This window comes from Streptomyces carminius, from assembly GCF_002794255.1.
Lineage (GTDB): Bacteria > Actinomycetota > Actinomycetes > Streptomycetales > Streptomycetaceae > Streptomyces > Streptomyces carminius.
The window spans coordinates 436,409-455,262 of record NZ_PGGW01000067.1 but is presented as its reverse complement, the minus strand read 5'-3'; the positions used below and the strand labels follow the sequence as shown (position 1 = coordinate 455,262).

At 72.7% G+C, this 18,854-nt stretch carries 15 protein-coding genes; 5 read left to right on the top strand and 10 right to left on the bottom strand.

Annotation, left to right across the window (positions count from 1 at the left end; all coding sequences use genetic code 11):
- The 4 genes from ctaD to CUT44_RS26415 all read left to right on the top strand — a co-directional run.
- A partial coding sequence (gene ctaD, locus CUT44_RS26430) for an aa3-type cytochrome oxidase subunit I (RefSeq protein WP_100204423.1) occupies positions 1-1,454 on the top strand: 1,454 nt, incomplete at its 5' end.
- A 113-nt stretch (positions 1,455-1,567) separates the two neighbouring features.
- Complete coding sequence (locus CUT44_RS26425; protein ID WP_100204422.1) at positions 1,568-1,987, top strand: DUF2795 domain-containing protein; 420 nt, start codon at positions 1,568-1,570, stop codon at positions 1,985-1,987.
- Between the two features lie 165 nt (positions 1,988-2,152).
- A complete protein-coding gene (locus CUT44_RS26420; protein ID WP_100204421.1) occupies positions 2,153-3,037 on the top strand; it encodes an SDR family oxidoreductase in 885 nt (294 codons plus the stop codon).
- A 161-nt stretch (positions 3,038-3,198) separates the two neighbouring features.
- Positions 3,199-3,648, top strand: a complete 450-nt coding sequence (locus tag CUT44_RS26415; RefSeq protein ID WP_100204487.1) for an SRPBCC family protein — start codon at positions 3,199-3,201, stop codon at positions 3,646-3,648.
- A 222-nt stretch (positions 3,649-3,870) separates the two neighbouring features.
- Here the strand turns inward: CUT44_RS26415 and CUT44_RS34610 are convergent, their stop codons facing one another.
- Positions 3,871-8,526 (bottom strand): cation-translocating P-type ATPase, encoded by a 4,656-nt coding sequence (locus tag CUT44_RS34610; protein WP_269846225.1) that lies wholly within the window; start codon positions 8,524-8,526, stop codon positions 3,871-3,873.
- Positions 8,527-8,920: 394 nt separating this feature from the next.
- Between CUT44_RS34610 and CUT44_RS26405 the strand changes: the two genes are divergently transcribed.
- Positions 8,921-11,512 (top strand): ATP-dependent Clp protease ATP-binding subunit, encoded by a 2,592-nt coding sequence (locus CUT44_RS26405; RefSeq protein WP_199185845.1) that lies wholly within the window; start codon positions 8,921-8,923, stop codon positions 11,510-11,512.
- 115 nt (positions 11,513-11,627) lie between these two features.
- Here the strand turns inward: CUT44_RS26405 and CUT44_RS26400 are convergent, their stop codons facing one another.
- From CUT44_RS26400 to CUT44_RS26360, 9 genes are all read right to left on the bottom strand, one after another.
- Positions 11,628-12,191, bottom strand: coding sequence for a hemerythrin domain-containing protein (locus CUT44_RS26400; protein ID WP_100204419.1), 564 nt, complete (start codon positions 12,189-12,191; stop codon positions 11,628-11,630).
- A gap of 238 nt (positions 12,192-12,429) precedes the next feature.
- Positions 12,430-13,305, bottom strand: coding sequence for an RNA polymerase sigma factor SigF (locus CUT44_RS26395; protein ID WP_100204418.1), 876 nt, complete (start codon positions 13,303-13,305; stop codon positions 12,430-12,432).
- A 327-nt stretch (positions 13,306-13,632) separates the two neighbouring features.
- The gene (locus CUT44_RS26390) at positions 13,633-14,379 is read right to left on the bottom strand and encodes a DedA family protein (RefSeq protein WP_100204417.1); all 747 of its coding nucleotides are present in this window, start codon (positions 14,377-14,379) and stop codon (positions 13,633-13,635) included.
- 231 nt (positions 14,380-14,610) lie between these two features.
- Positions 14,611-14,802, bottom strand: a complete 192-nt coding sequence (locus CUT44_RS26385) for a hypothetical protein (protein WP_100204416.1) — start codon at positions 14,800-14,802, stop codon at positions 14,611-14,613.
- Between the two features lie 114 nt (positions 14,803-14,916).
- Complete coding sequence (locus CUT44_RS26380) at positions 14,917-15,906, bottom strand: YihY/virulence factor BrkB family protein (protein WP_100204415.1); 990 nt, start codon at positions 15,904-15,906, stop codon at positions 14,917-14,919.
- 148 nt (positions 15,907-16,054) lie between these two features.
- Complete coding sequence (locus tag CUT44_RS26375; RefSeq protein WP_100204414.1) at positions 16,055-16,696, bottom strand: DUF3618 domain-containing protein; 642 nt, start codon at positions 16,694-16,696, stop codon at positions 16,055-16,057.
- Positions 16,672-17,082, bottom strand: coding sequence for a phage holin family protein (locus CUT44_RS26370; protein ID WP_100204413.1), 411 nt, complete (start codon positions 17,080-17,082; stop codon positions 16,672-16,674). The genes CUT44_RS26375 and CUT44_RS26370 overlap by 25 nt, the downstream gene beginning before the upstream one ends.
- Before the next feature lies 1 nt (position 17,083).
- Positions 17,084-17,794: a hypothetical protein gene (locus tag CUT44_RS26365; RefSeq protein ID WP_100204412.1), complete on the bottom strand. Its 711-nt coding sequence runs from the start codon at positions 17,792-17,794 to the stop codon at positions 17,084-17,086.
- Positions 17,795-17,990: 196 nt separating this feature from the next.
- A complete protein-coding gene (locus CUT44_RS26360; RefSeq protein ID WP_100204411.1) occupies positions 17,991-18,815 on the bottom strand; it encodes a DUF2382 domain-containing protein in 825 nt (274 codons plus the stop codon).
- Positions 18,816-18,854: the final 39 nt, after the last annotated feature.

Here is an 18,854-nt window from a genome sequence, read left to right as displayed (position 1 = left end):
TGTTCGCCACCCCGCTGTTCGCCGGTTTCGCGAACTGGATCATGCCGCTGCAGATCGGCGCGCCCGATGTGGCGTTCCCGCGGCTGAACATGCTCGCCTACTGGTTCTACTCCTTCGGCTCCCTCATCGCGGTGGCCGGCTTCCTCACCCCGGGCGGCGCCGCCAGCTTCGGCTGGTTCGCCTACACCCCGCTGAGCAACGCCGTCCACAGCCCCGGGGTCGGCTCCGACATGTGGATCATGGGGCTGGCGCTGTCCGGCTTCGGCACGATCCTCGGCGCGGTCAACTTCATCACCACGATCATCTGCATGCGCGCGCCCGGTATGACGATGTTCCGGATGCCGATCTTCACCTGGAACGTGCTGCTGACCGGTGTGCTGGTGCTGCTCGCCTTCCCGGTGCTGGCCGCCGCGCTGTTCGCGCTGCAGTCGGACCGGACGTTCGGCTCCCACATCTTCGACCCGTCCAACGGCGGCGCGCTGTTGTGGCAGCACCTGTTCTGGTTCTTCGGGCACCCCGAGGTGTACATCATCGCGCTGCCGTTCTTCGGCATCGCCTCGGAGGTCATCCCGGTCTTCAGCCGCAAGCCGATCTTCGGCTACATCGGCCTGATCGGCGCGACGATCGCCATCGCGGGCCTGTCGATCACCGTGTGGGCGCACCACATGTACGTCACCGGCGGTGTGCTGCTGCCGTTCTTCGCCTTCATGACGTTCCTGATCGCGGTGCCCACCGGAGTGAAGTTCTTCAACTGGCTCGGCACGATGTGGAAGGGCTCGCTGTCCTTCGAGACGCCGATGCTCTGGACGATCGGCTTCCTGATCACCTTCCTGTTCGGCGGTCTGACCGGTGTCATCCTGGCCTCCCCGCCGCTGGACTTCCACGTCTCCGACAGCTACTTCGTGGTGGCGCACTTCCACTACGTGGTCTTCGGCACGGTGGTCTTCGCGATGTTCGCCGGCTTCCACTTCTGGTGGCCGAAGTTCACCGGGAAGATGCTCGACGAGCGGCTCGGCAAGATCACCTTCTGGACGCTGTTCGCCGGCTTCCACACCACCTTCCTGGTCCAGCACTGGCTGGGTGCCGAGGGCATGCCGCGCCGGTACGCCGACTACCTGGCGGCCGACGGCTTCACCGCCCTGAACACCGTCTCCACCATCGGGTCCTTCCTGCTCGGCCTGTCGATGCTGCCCTTCTGGTACAACGTCTGGAAGACGGCCAAGTACGCGCCGAAGGTCGAGGTGGACGACCCCTGGGGCTACGGCCGCTCGCTGGAGTGGGCCACCTCCTGCCCGCCGCCGCGGCACAACTTCGTCACCCTCCCGAAGATCCGCTCCGAATCCCCCGCGTTCGACCTGCACCACCCGGACGTCGCCGCCATCGACCAGGCCGAGAACGTCGGGCGCCGGGACATCGCCGACGTCTCACCGGAGCGGAAGGGCGACATGGGGTGACCATCCCCTAGATCGCAAACCCTTGCCAAACGGTGTAATAGCGGCACACCAGGGAAGACGGCCGGACGTGGGCGCGCGCCCGCCCGCACTGTCTGGACCCTTGGGAGGACGACATGGCCACGCACGGAAAGAACAAGACGGGTCCCGTCCGGGACGACGAGCTCAAGCAGGAGATGGAGGGCGAACTGCGCGCGGGCCGGTCGACCCGTATGGAGGAGGAGCACGAGCTCCAGCCCTCCGGTGAGGACCAGCCCGATGTGGACCGGGCCCCCAACACCACGCTCACCGGCGGCACCCCGCCGGGGATGGACCAGAACGACGTCGAGGTGCGCAGCGAGATGGCCCGGCACCTGGGCAAGGAGCTCTACCCGGCCGACCGCGGCGCCGTCCTGGACACCCTGCGCGAGAACAACGCGCCCGACCGTCTGGTGAGCCTGGCCGGGCGGCTGCCGGAGGGGCAGGAGTTCCGGAACGTGCAGGACATCGCCCGGGCACTCGGCCTGGGCGTCGAGGATGTCACCCACCGCACCTGACACCGGCGACGGCACCGGCTCCCGCCCGGACGGCCCCCGCCCGGAGCCCGGAGGGCTCCGGGCGGGTTCTCGTCTGCGGACGGCCGGAGCACGGCGGGGCGGCGACGGAGACAGCGACAGACACAACGACGGAGACAGACAGGAACAGGGAGAAGAAGGACAGAGATGAGCGACCAGGAGCAGCAGGACCCCACCCGGCTCCACCCGCGGCCGGAGTTCCCCCAGCAGGACCAGCCGCACCCCGGTCTGACCGACCGGATGGACCCCGAGCCCGACCACGGCGAGTCGTCCTACCGGGGGAACGGCCGGCTGACGGACCGCAGGACGGTCATCACCGGCGGCGACTCCGGTATCGGCCGCGCCGTGGCCCTCGCGTTCGCCCGGGAGGGCGCCGACGTACTGTTCACCTATCTCGCCGAGGAGGAGCAGGACGCCCGCGAGACGGCCCGGCTGGTCGAGGAGGCCGGACGCAAGGCGGTGCCCCTGCTCTGCGACATCCGCGAGGAGTCCGAGTGCCGCCGGCTGGTGGACCGGGCGGTGGCGGAGTTCGGCCGCATCGACGTCCTGGTGAACAACGCGGCCTTCCAGATGGCTCAGTCCGAGGGCATCGAGGGCATCAGCACCGAGCAGTTCGACCGGACGCTGCGCACCAACCTCTACGGGATGTTCTGGCTGTGCAAGCTGTCCCTGCCGCACATCCCGGCGGGCGGCAGCATCATCAACACCACCTCGGTGCAGGCCTACAAGGCCAGCCCGCACCTGCTCGACTACGCCACCACCAAGGGCGCCATCGTCACCTTCACCCACGGCCTCGCCCAGAACCTCGCCGAGCGGGGCATCCGCGTCAACGCCGTGGCCCCCGGGCCGGTGTGGACCCCGCTGATCCCCTCGACACTGCCCGACACCTCGGAGTTCGGCGGGAACGTTCCGCTGGGCCGGCCCGCGCAGCCCGCCGAGATGGCCCCCGCCTACGTCTTCCTCGCCTCCCAGGAGGCGAGTTACATCACCGCCGAGGTCGTCAACGCCACCGGGGGCACCCCCCTGCCGTGACCCGGCCGCCCCGGTGACCCCGGCGGAAAGGGGGCCGGTCCGGTTCGCCGGTCCGGCCCCCTTTCGCCCTTTCGCCCGAGTGGCCGCCCTGCCGCCGGGTACGCGGGAGGTGACGAAAGGACCGCGCACAGCGGTCATCGCAGTCGAGAGAAGGGATGCGGATGTCCACCGTCGAGGAGTCGATCGAGGTTCGCGTTCCGGTACGCACCGCGTACGACCAGTGGACGCAGTTCGAGACCTTCCCGGAGTTCATGGAGGGCGTCGAGCGCGTCGAGCAGAAGACCGACACGCTGACCCACTGGGTGACGAAGGTCGCCGGAGCCGAGCGGGAGTTCGATGCCCGTATCACCGAGCAGATCCCTGACGAGCGGGTGGCCTGGACGACGGTCGAGGGCGAGGCGAAGCAGGCCGGTGTGGTCACCTTCCACCGCCTGGACGACACCCACACCAAGGTGATGCTCCAGATGGAGCACGAGCCCGAGGGCGCGGCGGACACCGTGGGCGACAAGCTCGGAGTTGTCCGGCACCGCGTCAAGGGCGACCTGGCGCGCTTCAAGGAGTTCATCGAGGAGCGGGGCACCGAGACGGGTGCCTGGCGCGGCCGGGTCTGACCCGGTCCCGTACGACCGGGTTCCCGGGCGCGGGGCTCCTCCCCCGCCCCCTCCGTTCCGTTCGGGTATCCCGCCGCGGCCCGCGGACGCACCGGCGTCCGCGGGCCGCGGCGTCGTGTCGCGCCCCCGCACCGCCGTGCTCCCGCACGGCTGTCCGCCGCCGCCGTGACACGGCGGCGGCGGACAGAGCCCCTCGATCCCCGTAGAACTGCTCCGGCGGGGTCACTCCCCCGCCGCGGCCGACGCCTTCTCCGGTTCCCGCGCCTTCTCCGTCTCCGGGTCCTCCGGCGCCGGCTCGTCCGGCCGCTCCGCGGCGGCGTCCGGGTCCGTACCCTCCGCCGACTCCGCCGCCAGCCGGCGCACCAGCGGGGTGGCCGCGGCTCCCAGCAGGGTTGCCGTGGTGATCGAGCTCAGCGTGATGCCCCAGGCCACCGGGCCCAGCGGAGTGCAGCCGAAGAACTGGCTGACCCCGGGCGTCTGGATGACGCCCATCAGGGCGGCGGCCGAACCGAGCCCGGCGAACAGCACGTTGCGGTCCAGTCCGCCGGTCAGCAGTGTCTGGGCGAGCTGGGTGCCGACCACCGAGGCCAGGGCCACCGTGCTCGCCCGGCGGCCCCTGCCGGTGAGCCGGGCGGCACCCCAGGCCAGCCCCGCCCCCAGCGTGGTGGTGGCGCCGCGCAGCAGCACCTCCTGGGTCAGCCCCGAGCCCAGCGACCGGTCGGGCCCCTCGCTCAGCAGCCGCTCGCTGTCCTCCACCGCCGGTTCGCGCACCGCGATGGCCAGTGCCGGGGCGAGGTCGGTGAGCAGGTTGACGAGCATGATCTGCCGGGCGTTCAGGGGCGAGCTGCCGGTCAGGGCGGCGGCCAGCACGCTGAAGGCGACCTCGCCGAGGTTGCCGCCGACGAGGATGGCCAGCGCGTCGCGGACCGAACCCCACATCGCGCGGCCCTCCAGCAGCGCGGCGATGATCGTCTCCAGCCGGTCGTCGCTGACCACCAGGTCGGCCGCGGCGGTCGCGGCGGGGGTACCGCGCCGCCCCAGGGCGATGCCCACGTCCGCCAGCCGGATCGCGGGGGCGTCGTTGGCGCCGTCGCCGGTCATCGCCACCACCCGGCCGATGCGCTGGTACGCCTGGACGATGCGGACCTTGTGGTGCGGGCTGCACCGGGCGATGACGTCCAGGGTGGGCAGCAGCTCGTCCAGCGCGTCGTCGTCCAGCTCGTCGATCTCGGCGCCCGTGCACACCTTCTGGTCGGGGTCCTCGCTGACGGTCGCCGCGATGGCGTCGGCGGTGGCGGGGTGGTCGCCGGTGAGCATGACGGTCTGCACACCGGCCGCGCGCAGCCGCGCGGTGGCCGGGGCGGCGCTGGAGCGCACCGGGTCGGCGAGGGTGACGAAGCCGAGGAAGGTCAGGCCGGTGACGGTCTCGTCGGTGAGATCCGCGTCCTCGGCGTTCTGGGCGTTCCCGGTTTTCCCGTCGCTCCCGGCTTTCCCGGTGTCCTCGCCCAGCCGCCGCTCGGCGACCGCCAGCACCCGGCGCCCGGCTCCGGCGAGTTCCTCGGCCATGGCGGTCAGCCGCTTCCGGGCCGCGGCGTCCAGCTCGCCCTCCCCTCCCCGGCCGGAGCTCTTCCCGCTCTTCCCGCCGCCCTCCTGCGGTCCGCCGCGCCACCGGGAGCAGCGCTCCAGGACGTTCTCGGGCGCGCCCTTGACACTGAGCAGCGCCCCGCGGGAGGCACGGCCCACGGTGGCGTGGTAGGCGCGGGAGGACTCGAACGGCAGGGCGGTGGTGCGCCGCCACTGCGAGGCGCCCTGGCGTACGCCCACCTTCGCGCGCCGGGCCCCGGTCACCACGGCCTGGTCGGTCTGGTGCTCCAGGGGCTCGGAGGTACGGGCGGGCGGGGTGGCCCGCAGGGCAGCGGCCAGGATGTCCTTGGCGCGCCCGTCGAGCCGGTCCACCGGCAGGTCGCGCACACCGTCGCTGACGGTGGCGAGCCGCAGTTGCCCCTCGGTGAGGGTGCCGGTCTTGTCGAAGCACAGCACGTCCGCGCGGCCGAGCGCCTCGATGGTGCGGGGGTTGCGCACCAGGGCGCCGTGGTCGGCCAGCCGCCGGGCGGCGGCCAGCTGGGCGGCGCTGACCAGGAACGGCAGCCCCTCGGGCACCGAGGCGACGGCCAGGTTGACCGCGGAGGCGAGGGTGTCGGCCAGCGGACGGCCGTGCAGCAGTCCTGCCCCGGCGACCGCGGCGGCCGAGCCGAGCGCCAGCGGCAGGCTGGTCTTCGTCAGCTCGTGCAGCCGGGACTCCACCCCGGTGGCGGGTGCCTTCTGGCGGGCGGTGGCCAGGCTGCGGCCGACCTCGGTGGCCGATCCGGTGGCCACCACCACGGCCACCGCGGTGCCCGCCGAGACGGTGGTGCCCTCGTAGAGCATGGAGCGGCGGTCGGCGATCTGGGTGGCGACCACCGGTGCCGGGTCCTTGGCCACCGGCAGCGACTCGCCCGTCAGGGAGGACTCGTCGACCTCCAGACCGTCGGCCCGCAGCAGTCGGCAGTCCGCGGGAACCACCTCCTGGGAGCGCAGGACGACCACGTCCCCCGGCACCAGGTCACCGGCGGCGACCAGGCGCTCGGTACCGCCCCGCCGCACCCGGGCGCCGATCGCGGAGCGGGCGAACAGCTCCGCCAGCGCCCGGTCGGTCCGTACCCGCTGGACACCGCCCACCAGGGCGGACAGGCCGGTGATCCCGGCCACCAGGGCGGCGTCGGTGCGCGAGCCCACGGCCGCCGACAGGGCGGCACCCGCCGCGAGCACCGGGGTGAGGGGATTGGCCAGTTCCTCCACGAACGCCGCCGGCAGGCTGATCCGCGTCGGCTCCTCGGAGGTGGTGACCCGGGCGGCGCGCTCCTCGGCCTCCGGCCGGCTCAGCCCCTCCTCCGTGCCGCCCAGCCGCTCCAGGACCCGCTCGGCGGGCATCAGGTGCCAGGGCGTGGTCTCCACCGGCGGGGTGACGGGCCGGGACAGCAGCTGACGGGCGCGCCAGGTGCCCAGGGCGAACGCCGCGGTCCCGGCGGTGGTGCCGGCCGCCGCGCCCCGGGCGGTGGCCTGCCACGGGAACGCCTGGAGGGCGGCGACCGCGCCGACCCCGCTGCCGCCCGCGGCCAGGATCCTGCTGTCCCGGTCCACCTGGGCGGCCACCCCCACCGCGTCCACGACCAGGCCGGCCGCCTCCAGGTCCGTACCCACCAGCAGGTGCGCGCCCCAGGGTGCCGGATCGCCCTCCGGGTGCACCCCGATCCCGCAGTCGGCGGCGGCCAGCGCCCGGCGGTCGCCCGACAGCAGCAGCACCGCCGCGCCCTCCGCCTGCAGTCCGCGCACGGAACGCGCCAGCCGGTCCCCGCCGGGAACGACGGTGTCGGCGAAGCCGAACAGCGGTTCCGGCCGGTCGCTGGCGAGCACCACCCGTGCCCCGGCACGGCGGGCGGCGGCGGCCACCGCGTCCGCGCCCGGTGCCTTCTGCCGGGCCAGCCCGGCCACGGCCAGCAACCGCCGCTCCCGGGCCAGGCCCAGTACGCGCTCACTGCCCTGCTTCCGCAGCCGCCGCGCGGCCTGCGCGCCCCTGCGGCCGCTCAGTTCCAGTTCCTCCAGCGGGCCCAGCACCCAGCCGTCCCCGTCGCGGTGCACGGTGTCGGTCCGCTCGGGCACGAAGAGGGCGAAGAGCCGCCGGGCCGTCTCCTCGGGGTCGGCGCCCTCCAGCGGCACCAGGTCGGTCAGCTCGTGGCGGCTGCCGCTGAGGGCCTCCTCGTCCAGCAGGACGGTGTCCAGCTGCCCCAGCCGCCGCAGCACCCCCCGGTCCATGACCGTGGTGCCCTTGAGCGCCAGGGCGCGGCCGAGCGTGGTGGCGAAGCCCTCCCGGCCCGCGTCCGGCGCCTTGGGCACGGCGGCGAGCGCCACCGCCAGTCCGCGGCGCGGTCCGGCGAAGGGCGCCGCCGCGGCCCCGGCCAGCGCTCCCAGCGACATCGACCGCTCGGTGTAGCGGTCGGCGCTGTCCCGGGGGGCGCGGCCGGCCCGCTCCTCCGCCTCGACGGGGTCGGCCGCCACGTCCTCCGGGCCGCGTACCAGCCTCGGCTCGGCCTCCTCCCAGGCCGCGCGGTGCGCGTCCGCCTCCCGCCACTGGGCGAGCCGCTGCACGACGTCGAGCGCGAGCCCGCCGCCGCGGGTGGCCAGACCCTGCGCCAGCGCGCTGACCACCGGCAGCAGCGACTCGGCCTGCTCCGGCCCGTGCAGCCCCCTGGTGATCGCCTCGCGCAGCCGCGGGTGGCGGGTGACGGCGGAGGTGAGCGCCGCCACCTCCGGCGGCAGCGGCGTCCAGGGCGCCAGCCGGTTGAGGGTGGACAGCCCCAGACCCACCGCGTCGGCCGCCAGGGCGGAGACCGACTGCCTGGTCCGCGGCCCCTCACAGGGGTGGTGCGGCTCCTGGCACCACTCCCCCTCGGCCTCCTCGCAGGGAACCTGCCGCTCGGCCCGCTCCACCAGCGCGACCAGTTCGCGTTCGGGCGGCGGTGGTGTCCCCAGACCCACCACCACCCGTCCCGAGGGGGCGTTCACCCGTGCCCAGTGCACCCGGGGGTGTCCCTCCAGAGCGCGTTCCACGCGCCGGGCCAGGAGCGCCCCGCCGGGGTTGTGCACCCCGTGGACGGTGATGTAGCAGCGGCCCGGCCGGGACCACGCCTCCCGCCGGGGCAGCCCGGTGAGACCGCCCGCGAGCTGCCCGGCCAGCCGTCCCGCGGTGCCCACCGCCTCCCGCGCCCCCGTCGTCAGCCCGTCGGGGACCAGCCCGAGCAGGGGCGGGACCGGCATACGCAGACCTGGCAGCATCGACATCGAGCACCGTGCCCTTCCAACCGCGGACCGACGGGACACCCGGCGGTCTCCGACCGCACCGCGGGGGCGGCACGGGCCGCCCCGGGTCCGGACACGACTCCGCCGAGTGGTTACACGCTCCGGATAACCCCTCGGGACCGCCTCACACCTGCCGGTCCGCTCCGGTGACGCGCGTCCCGCACGACCCCTCCCCCGGCGGCTCCCCCGCGGGCCGGCACGCGGCGGACCGCCCAGACCCCATACAGGCACAAATACAGGCACAAATACACGCACAAACAGGCGCCCCGGTGACGTGTCACCACGTGCGGAGCGGGAACCCCGGACCGCGGCACAGGCACCACACACAGCACACACCCGAGACAGCGGCCCGTTCCGGGTCGGCGGGAGGACATCGATGACCAGCGGGTACATGGGTCCCGAGGACTACGGCCGGGATCCGCTCGGAGACTTCCTCGCACGCTTCCTGGGTGCCCCGTCCTCCGGTGGGCGGCAGCCCGGCCCCCGGTACTTCGACTTCGTCCGGCTGATGAGCGAGCCCGCCCGGCAGCTCGTCACCGCCGCGGCCTCCTACGCGGCCAAGCACGGCAGCACCGACCTGAACACCGAGCACCTGCTGCGCGCGGCGCTCACCACCGAACCGACCCGCGCCATGGTCTCCCGCGCCGGCGGCGACCCCGACACGATCCTCGCCGAGATCGACCGGCGGGCCGGCGACGGACCGCCGCGCAACTCCATCGCCGTCAGTCCCGCCGTGAAGCGGGCCCTGATGGACGCCCACCAGGTCGCCCGGTCCGCGGGCGCCTCCTACATCGGGCCCGAGCACATGCTGGTGGCGCTGGCCGCCAACCGGGACTCCGCCGCGGGCCAGATACTCAACGCCGCCCACTTCGACGCGCGCTCCGGACTCCCGGAGAACTACCAGAGCGGCGGCCCGCCCCCGGGCGAGCACCCGCCCGCGCCCGGCCCGCACACCGCCCGGGGCGGCACGGGCACCCCCAACCTCGACAGGTACGGCCGTGACCTGACCGAGCTGGCCCGCGAGGGCCGCATAGACCCGGTGATCGGCCGGGACGAGCAGATCGAGCAGACCGTCGAGATCCTGGCCCGGCGGGGCAAGAACAACCCCGTGCTGATCGGTGAGGCGGGAGTCGGCAAGACCGCCATCGTGGAGGGCCTGGCGCAGCGCGTCGCCGACGGCGACGTGCCGGACAACCTGCTGGGCCGCCGCGTCGTCCAGCTCGACCTAGGCGGCATCGTCGCCGGCACCCGCTACCGGGGCGACTTCGAGGAACGGCTCACCGGCGTCATCGACGAGATCCGCGAGAACTCCGACGAACTGCTCGTCTTCATCGACGAGCTGCACACGGTGGTGGGGGCCGGAGGCGGCGGCGAGAGCGGCTCGATGGACGCGAGCAACATGCTCAAACCGGCCCTGGCCCGCGGTGAGCTGCACGTCATCGGCGCCACCACGCTGGAGGAGCACCGCCGCCACATCGAGAAGGACGCCGCGCTGGCCCGCCGCTTCCAGCCCGTCCTGGTCCCCGAGCCCACCACCGCCGACGCCGTGGAGATCCTGCGGGGCCTGTGCGACCGGTACGAGGCGCACCACCAGGTCCGCTACAGCGACGAGGCGCTGCTGGCCGCCGTCGAGATGTCCGACCGCTATCTGACCGACCGCTTCCTGCCGGACAAGGCGATCGACCTGATGGACCAGGCGGGCGCCCGGGTACGGCTGCGCTCCTCCACCCGCGGCACCGGGCTGCGCGCGCTGGAGCGGGAGGCCGAGCAGCTGCGCCGGGACAAGGACCAGGCCGTGGCCGACGAGGACTACGAACGGGCCAGGGAGCTGCGCGACCGGCTGTCCGAGGTGGAGCGCCAGCTGACGGAGGGGGACGGGAAACCGCCGGTGGGCGACCGCATCGCCGAGGTCGGCGTCGAGGACATCGCCGACATCGTCTCCCGGCGGACCGGCATCCCCGTCAGCAGCCTCACCCAGGAGGAGCGGGACAGGCTGCTGGGCCTGGAGGAGCACCTGCACCGCCGGGTGATCGGCCAGGACGAGGCGGTCTCCGCCGTCGCCGACGCCGTGCTGCGCTCCCGCGCCGGGCTCTCCAGCCCCGACCGCCCGATCGGCAGCTTCCTCTTCCTGGGCCCCACCGGCGTCGGCAAGACCGAGCTGGCCCGCGCGCTGGCGGAGGCGCTGTTCGGCACCGACGACCGGATGGTCCGGCTGGACATGAGCGAGTACCAGGAGCGGCACACCGTCAGCCGGCTGGTCGGCGCTCCCCCCGGCTACGTCGGCCACGAGGAGGCCGGCCAGCTGACCGAGGCGGTGCGCCGCCACCCGTACTCGCTGCTGCTCCTGGACGAGGTGGAGAAGGCCCACCCGGACGTGTTCAACATCCTGCTCCAGGTCCTCGACGACGGGCGGCTGACGGACTCCCAGGGCCGCACGGTGGACTTCACCAACACGGTCGTCGTGATGACCAGCAACCTCGGTTCGGAGGCGGTCACCGGGCGCGGCGGCGCGCTGGGCTTCACCTCCGGCGGCGCCGCGGGCGGCGAGGCCGACGAGGCGGCCCGCCGCGAACGGGTGCTGCGCCCGCTGCGGGAGCACTTCCGGCCGGAGTTCCTCAACCGGATCGACGAAATCGTCGTCTTCCGGCAGCTCTCCGACGAGCAGCTGCGGCGGATCACCGACATGCTGCTGGACGAGACCCGGCGCCGGGTCCACGCCCAGGACGTGGAGATCGACTTCACGCCGCAGGCCGTCGACTGGCTGGCCCGGCACGGCTACCAGCCCGAGTACGGGGCCCGGCCGCTGCGCCGCACCATCCAGCGCGAGGTGGACAACCAGCTCTCCCGGATGCTGCTCGGCGGCGAACTGGCCCCGCACACCCGGCTCCGGGTCGAGGTGGCGGACGGACGGCTGGTCTTCGAGCGGGACCCGGCCGCCGCCGCGGCCGGTGGCGGCGAACTCGGCTGAGCGCGCGACCGGCGGCGGGTTGGTGTACGGGGGCGGGCCCCGGCAGTCGCCGGGGCCCGCCCCCGTACACCAACCCGCCGCCCGGCCCGTGCACCGCCGGGCGCGGCGGGTGTGCTCAGTACTTCTTGGTGCGGCCGGTGAGTGCGTCCCGGACCCGGTCGACCATGCCCACGCCCGGCCCGAGGATCTTGTTGGCCGGAGGGGTGTCCGGGGCCGAGGGGTGCGGGCGGGTGGGAGCCGCCTTCTTGGCCATCCGGGCCTTGTCGCCGAGCTTGTCGAGCTGCTCCCCGGTCGCCGCCTGGCGCAGCCGCGGGAAGAGGTTGTCCTCCTCGTCCCGGATGTGCTCGCGGATCTCCTGCATCAGCTCGCCGATGAGCCGGTCGAACTCGGGATCGTCCGCGTCGCGGCCCTCCAGTTCCTTCATGGTCCGCTCCGCCCCGGCGTGGTCCTCGAGCTCCTTGTCGGCGATCTCGTCGCCGTCCGGCAGGAAGTCCCGCACCGCGGGGTACAGGTACTGCTCCTCGGCGACGGAGTGCCGGACCAGCTCGATGACGGCCTCGTCCGCGTACTCCTTGCGCCGCTCGTCCCCCATGGGCAGAGCCTCGATCCTGCCGAAGAGCTCCTCGACCTCCCGGTGGTCCGTGGTCAGCTCCTGGATGATGTCCCCACCGTGTCCCATGGTCTTCTTCCCTTCGCTCACCCGTGTCGCATACGCCCGCGATCGCGGGCGTATGCGACACGTTCCCGGAGGGCGGAGCGTCTAACGTGTTCCTGACGGTCCGTCACACCCGCGGCGGCGGAACGGACCGGGTGAACGAACGGCGCGGCGACGCGGAGCCGCGGCCTCGCAGGCCGTGACTCCGCGTCGCCGCGCGGACGGCTGGGCGGCGGCCCGGACGGCCGCCCCCCGCCGACTGCTACTTCTGGGTCAGCATGCCTTCCCGCAGCCGTGCCAGCGCCCTGCTCAGCAGACGGGACACGTGCATCTGCGAGATGCCGAGCTCGGCTCCGATCTCCGACTGGGTCATGTCCCCGCCGAACCGCATCTGCAGGATGCGCCGGTCCCGCTCGTCCAGCTGCTCCATCAGCGGCTTGAGCGCCTGGAGGTTCTCGACCTTCTCCAGGGCGGGGTCGACGTCCCCGAGCTGGTCGGCCAGCGGGGTGTCCTTGCCCTCGTCGCCCACCGGAAGGTCCAGGGAGCCCGCGACATAGCCGTTGCTGGCCACCTGTCCCTCGATGACCTCCTCCACCGTCACGCCCATGAACTCGGCCAGTTCGTCGGTGGTGGCGGAGCGGCCCAGCCGGCGGCCCAGCTCCTCGTTGGCCCGGGCGAGCTCGATGCGCAGCTCCTGCAGCCGGCGCGGGACGCGCACGGCCCAGCTGGTGTCCCGGAAGAAACGCTTGATCTCACCGACGATGTAGGGCACGGCGAACGAGGTGAACTCCACCTCGCGGGACAGGTCGAAACGGTCGATCGCCTTGATCAGCCCGATGGTGCCGACCTGCACGATGTCGTCCATCGGCTCGGCACGGTGACGGAAACGGGAGGCGACGTAGTTCACCAGCGTCAGGTTGAGTTCGATGAGGGTGTTGCGCGCGTACTGGTACTCGTGCGTGCCCTCCTCCAGCTCTCTCAGCCGCTCGAAGAACAGCTTCGACAGCTGTCGCGCGTCACGCGGCGCGACCTTCCCCGCATCCTCGATTCTCGGCAGATCAGGGGAGGTCGTCTCCTGCTCCTGGCCCGGCAAGACGTCACTGCTCGTCAGCTGAACCTCTGGGCTCAGGCTACGCATATGCCCTCCTCGTTTGACCTGTCATGTGCAGCACGGCGCGTACCCCCACTAGGACGGCTCACACCCCCATCCGGGTGAGGTTTTCATAGCGGACACACGATGTCCGGTTGGCACCCTGGGCAAACACAAGCATATCGGAATTACCGTCCGCACATCAGAGCGATGGACGAAACACTCGGGAGCGCCCGTACCGCCCGCGCGACACCCGGCCCGGCGCACGGTCCGACAGCGCTCCGCCCCCGCCATCCGTCACGGAGTGTGATGGATGACGGGGGCGGAGGCGGTCCGCGGGCTCCGGAGCCGACCGGGCCCGGCGGCGGCCCGGCGTCAGCGCCGGGCGTGCCGGCCCCGGGCCCGCGGCTGCCCCGGAGCCGGCGCACCGACCGCGCCCACCACCGGATCCGGCGCCCGCCCGGCGCCGGGAACCTCCACGGCGGGGAGCACGCCGGCCCGGGACCGGCCCCGGGCGCGCAGGTACTCGAAGACGATCGGCAGCACCGAGAGCAGCACGATGCCGACCAGGATGAGCTCGATGTTCTCGTGGACGAACCGCACCTGCCCGAGCGCCGCCCCGAGCAGCGTCACCCCCGCGCCCCACAGCACGCCGCCGATGATGTTGAAGGTGAGGAAGGAGCGGTAACGCATCCCGCTGACACCGGCGACGATGGGCGTGAAGGTCCGTACGATCGGCACGAAGCGGGCCAGCACCAGCGACTTGGGCCCGTGCTTCTCGAAGAACTCGTGTGCCTTCTCCACGTTCTCCTGCTTGAACAGCCGGGAGTCCGGGCGCCGGAAGAGCGCGGGCCCGACCTTCCGGCCGAACATGTAGCCGACCTGGTCGCCGAGGACGGCGGCCACCACCACCAGCACGCAGACCAGCCACAGCGGTTGGTGCAGGTACTGGTCGGTGGCGACCAGCAGCCCCGCGGTGAACAGCAGCGAGTCGCCGGGGAGGAAGAAGCCGAAGAACAGCCCCGACTCGGCGAAGACGATGCAGAGGATGCCGATCAGGCCGAAGGTCTGGATGAGGTGGTCCGGGTCCAGCCAGCCGGGACCGAGCGCGACGGTGGTCACGAGTACATGCTCCTGGGGAGATGCCATGCGCCGGGGGAGACCGCAGACGCATGCGCCGCCCGGACGTCGTGGGGCCGGGTGACGCCCACCGGCACAATCTACCGCGCGATCCCCCGGGAACTCCCCGCCTTCGGCTGCGGGAGTACGGCGTGCGGGGAGCGGCACCGCCCGCCCACCAGGACATGGTGGACGGGCGGTGCCGCTCCCCGCAGGTCGGAGGACGGGCCCGGACTAGGGAAGGTACCTCTCGACGGCGGCGGCGCCCCGCTCCTCCAGTTCCTTCCTGGCCCGTTCCACCCGCTCCGGGGTGGGCTCGCGGCCGGACAGCCTGACCAGGTCCTCCGGGTCGATCGGCTGGTCGCTGCCGGTGCGCAGGTGCGGTCGCGGCCCGGCGGACTCGTCCTTGTCGCGTTCACCCTTCACAGCGAACCTCCTCTGCTCGGTTCGGCCCCGAATCCGGGGTTGCCTGGTGCGTACCCCCGCATATCGCGCTGATTCCGCCGTACGGTTCCCTCCCGGGCCCCGGGGCGACACCCGCTACACCCGCCCCTCGGGGTTGTCCTCGGAGAACTTGCGGGTGTCGCGAGGCTCGACATAGGGCTCCTCGTCCGGCGAACGGCCCCCCTGGATCGCCCGTCCGCGCTCGATCTCGGCGTTGAACTCCTGCCCCAGCAGGATCACGATGTTCGTGATCCACAGCCAGATCAGGAAGATGATCACACCGGCCAGGCTGCCGTAGGTCTTGTTGTAGTTGCCGAAGTTGGCGACGTAGAAGGCGAAGCCGGCCGACGCCACCATCCACAGCAGTACGGCGAGCAGACTCCCGGGGCTGATCCAGCGGAAGCGGCGCTTGACGTTGGGCGCGGCCCAGTACAGCAGCGCGATCATGAAGGCCACCAGGAGGACCAGCACCGGCCACTTGGCGATGCTCCACACCGTCAGGAACGTGTCGCCCAGACCGATGATGTCACCGGCCCGCTGCGCCAGACCACCGGTGAAGACCACCGCGACCGAACTCACCGCCAGCAGGATCAGCAGGGCCAGCGTGATGCCCACCCGCAGCGGCAGTGTCATCCAGATCGGGCGGCCCTCCTCGATGTCGTAGACGGCGTTGGAGGCCCGCATGAAGGCGGCCACGTAGCCGGACGCCGACCACACCGCCAGGGCGATACCGACGATCAGCGCGATCCCGGCGGCACCCTGGTTGTTCTGGAGCTGCCTGAGCATGTCCAGCAGGATGTCGCGCGCGGCGCCGGGGGCCAGGGTGCTGATGTTGTCGATCAGGGGCTGGATGGCGGACCTGCCGATCACCCCCAGGATCGACACCAGGGCCAGCAGCGCGGGGAAGATGGACAGCACCGCGTAGTAGGTGAGGGCGGCCGCCCAGTCCGTGAGGTTGTCGCCCTTGAACTCGGCGCCCGTGCGTTTCAGCACGCCCTTCCAGGACTTCTTCGGCAGGTCGGCCGGCTTCTGCGCTTCTCGGCCGGACTCCTCCGGCTCGTACTGCCGGTTTTCGTGTTCGGACATCGTGTACCTCGCCGGAGCTGGGGCGGCCGCCCCGTCAGGGGGCGGCCGACGGTCGGCGTCGGCGGTCGGATCTCCCCGCGCCGCCGCGCGGACGCCCGGAGGGGGGCGTCCGCGGTCGCAACGGTTGTCGTCGTGCCGGTCGTCCCGGCTAGCGGCCCGTCGTGCCGGGACGCTGCCCGCGGGCCTCCCCAGCGACGCTCTGCCCGGACTGACGTGCCTGGCCCTTGACCTCGCCGGCCTGCCCGCGGGCCTCCTCCGCGGTGGTGCGGGCCGCGTCCGTGGCGGTCTCCTTGACCTGCTGGGCCGCCTGCTGCGCGGACTGGGTGGCGTCCTGCTTCAGGTGCTCCACCGACTCCATCGCCGCTTCCCTGACCGGCCCGGCCTTCTCGGCCAGCCGCTCGGCGGCCTGCTCCTCGGTCCGCGAGCTGCGCGCCATCGAGGCGGCCAGCAGCCCGGCGCCGAAGGCCACGACACCGGCGGCCAGCGGGTTGCCCTGGGTCTTGCGGGCGGCGTGCTGGGGTGCGGACTTCACGGCCTCGCCGGCCTGCCCGGCGCCCTCACGCGCCCGTTCCGCGGTCTGCCGCGCGCTGTCCGTGGTGTGCTGCGCGGTCTCGGAGGTGCTACCCATCACTCGCTCCCGAACTACGGTCATCCTGTTGCGCGCCCGCTCCCCGCGGCGGCGCACCGCGTTACGCGGGTTGGCATGGTCGGCGAGCCGGCTCACGTCCTCGGTCAGCTCCTGCCGGGTCGTGTCGATCTGAGCCCTCAGCTCGTCGGGTGACGTGCCCACTTGGCATCCTCCTTGAGAGTTTCGACCGTGCGTTCGGGCTTGGAGACCTCCCGCATCCGGGAACGGCCCATCACGTACAGCGCGATGGCGGCCACCGCCCACAGGGCGGTGACGATGAGGGCCGCCCAGCCCCAGTCCATGACGTTGGCCAGGGCGAAGACGATCGCCAGCGAGGCGAACAGGGCCGTCATGTATCCGGCGAACCCGGCTCCGCCGAACATGCCGGCGGCCTTGCCGGCCTTGGTGGCCTCCTCGCGGATCTCGGCCTTGGCCAGCTCTATCTCCTGCCGGAACAGTTTCTGTGCGTCGGAGGTGACGGCGGACAGCAGCTCACCGATCGAGCGGTCCTCGTCCGTCCGGTCCGTCCGCTGGGTGACGTGCGCCATCTCAGCCCACCTCCGGCCGACGGGGTGCGTCCGCACCGTAGGTGCCGGTGCCGTAGGCGCCGGCGGACCCGTAACCGGGCTCGCCGTAGCCCGGCATCGGCCGGACGTCGCCGTCGCCGCCCGCGGTGACCGGTGCGCCCGGAGCCGGCGTGTACCCCTCGGGGGCGTACTCGTTCCGGCCTGCCGTGTGCTCCCGGCCGGCGCCGTCCGAACCGTGCTGGACGTTCTTGCCCGCCTTCGCCAGCCGGCCGACCGCGAACCCGGCCACCGCCGCGCCGGCCAGGAAGGCGCCCGGGCGGCGGCGGGCGAACGACTCCAGCCCCTCGACCAGGCCGCCCGCGCCCCGCTCCTCCAGCATGTCCGCGGCCCGGCGGCTGCCGTCGGCGGCCTGGGAGACCAGGTTCCGCACCGGGGAGTCGGACCGGGTGTTCTCCGCCATGCCGGACAGGTCGTCGGCCCACTGACGTATGGTGTCGGCCGTCCTCCTGGTCTGCGAGTCGGCTTCCCGCGTCGCGCGCTCCTTCAGATGGCCGGCCATGCCGACGACCTGGTGGCGCGCCTCGCCCGTCACATGCCCGGCCTGCTCCCTGGCGCTGCCGGCCACGGTGCCGGCCGCGTCCTTCGCCCGGTCGGCCGTGGCCCGGGTCTCCTGCTTCGCGGCCTGCCCCGTCTGCTGGGCGGGGCCGTTGCTCAGGTTCGGAGATTCACTCACCGGTGCCTCCTGTCGCTGCGTCTGCTTCGGTAGTTTTGCGCTGTATATGACTAACACCTCACAACGACCGAAGTACCCTTCCTTTCGCGCAGCATTCGCATAACATGCCTTCTGTCCCGCCGGGCGTGTCCGGCCGGGCCCACGGCGAGGTCCGCCCGGTGAGCGGACCCTCCGGACGGACCTGCGAGCCGACGGCTCAACGGTGGCGGCGGCGCTTGCCCTCCTCGCCCTCGGTCGCCTCCTCGATGCGCTCCTTGCGCACCTGCCCCCCGACGGTCTCCTCCTCGGTGTGCTCCTCGGTGGACAGCCGCACCCTCTCGACCGGGCGGACCTCGGTCTCGACCACCGGACGCTCCTCGTGCAGGGTCACCTCGTGCTCGGCCTCGGTGATCTCCGGGCCGTTCATGGCCCGGTCGGCGTTCTCCTCGGTGATGGGCTCGCGCTCGACGCGGACCTCCTCGCGCCGCACGGGGACCGTCTTCTGCACGTCCTCGGTGACCACGTACTTGCGCAGCCGCGCCCGTCCGGCCTCCTGGCGCTCGACGCCGACGCGCATCTCCTCCTCGGAGCGCGTCATCGCGTCGTCGCCCCGTCCGCCGGCCGTCTTGGCCCTGCCGGTCCTCCCGGTCGTCCCGGTCGTCCCGGTCGTCCCGGTCGTCCCGGCGCGTCCCGTTCCCCGGCCGGTCTCCTGCCCCTGGGTGCCCCAGTCCACGCCGTAGTACTGGTACAGCCGCCGCTCCTCCTGCTCGGACAGGTGGCCGCCCTGGTCCACGTCCACATGGGGAGCGCCCTTGACCTGGTCCTTGGTGTACGGAACCTCCAGGTGGTCCTCCACCATGGCGGCGTCGTGGATCGGCACGAAGGTCTCACTGGTGCCGAACATCCCGGTGCGGACGCTGGCCCACTCCGGCTCACCCGTGGCGTCGTCGAGGAAGACGTGCCCGGTCTCCCCGATCTTCTTCCCCTCGGCGTCGTACACCTGGTGGTCCAGCACCTGGGGTATCTGCTCCTTGGTGATCATGGAGATCTCCTCGCTGGCGGTTCCTCTCGCGGTACGTGG

Coding starts and splice junctions, on each gene's coding strand:
- CUT44_RS26420 (WP_100204421.1), top strand. CDS start 2,153: ATGAGCGACCAGGAGCAGCAGGACCCCACCCGGCTCCACCCGCGGCCG.
- CUT44_RS26415 (WP_100204487.1), top strand. CDS start 3,199: ATGTCCACCGTCGAGGAGTCGATCGAGGTTCGCGTTCCGGTACGCACC.
- CUT44_RS26380 (WP_100204415.1), bottom strand. CDS start 15,906: ATGTCCGAACACGAAAACCGGCAGTACGAGCCGGAGGAGTCCGGCCGA.
- CUT44_RS26425 (WP_100204422.1), top strand. CDS start 1,568: ATGGCCACGCACGGAAAGAACAAGACGGGTCCCGTCCGGGACGACGAG.
- CUT44_RS26395 (WP_100204418.1), bottom strand. CDS start 13,305: ATGCGTAGCCTGAGCCCAGAGGTTCAGCTGACGAGCAGTGACGTCTTG.
- CUT44_RS26400 (WP_100204419.1), bottom strand. CDS start 12,191: ATGGGACACGGTGGGGACATCATCCAGGAGCTGACCACGGACCACCGG.
- CUT44_RS26370 (WP_100204413.1), bottom strand. CDS start 17,082: ATGGCGCACGTCACCCAGCGGACGGACCGGACGGACGAGGACCGCTCG.
- CUT44_RS34610 (WP_269846225.1), bottom strand. CDS start 8,526: ATGTCGATGCTGCCAGGTCTGCGTATGCCGGTCCCGCCCCTGCTCGGG.
- CUT44_RS26405 (WP_199185845.1), top strand. CDS start 8,921: ATGACCAGCGGGTACATGGGTCCCGAGGACTACGGCCGGGATCCGCTC.
- CUT44_RS26360 (WP_100204411.1), bottom strand. CDS start 18,815: ATGATCACCAAGGAGCAGATACCCCAGGTGCTGGACCACCAGGTGTAC.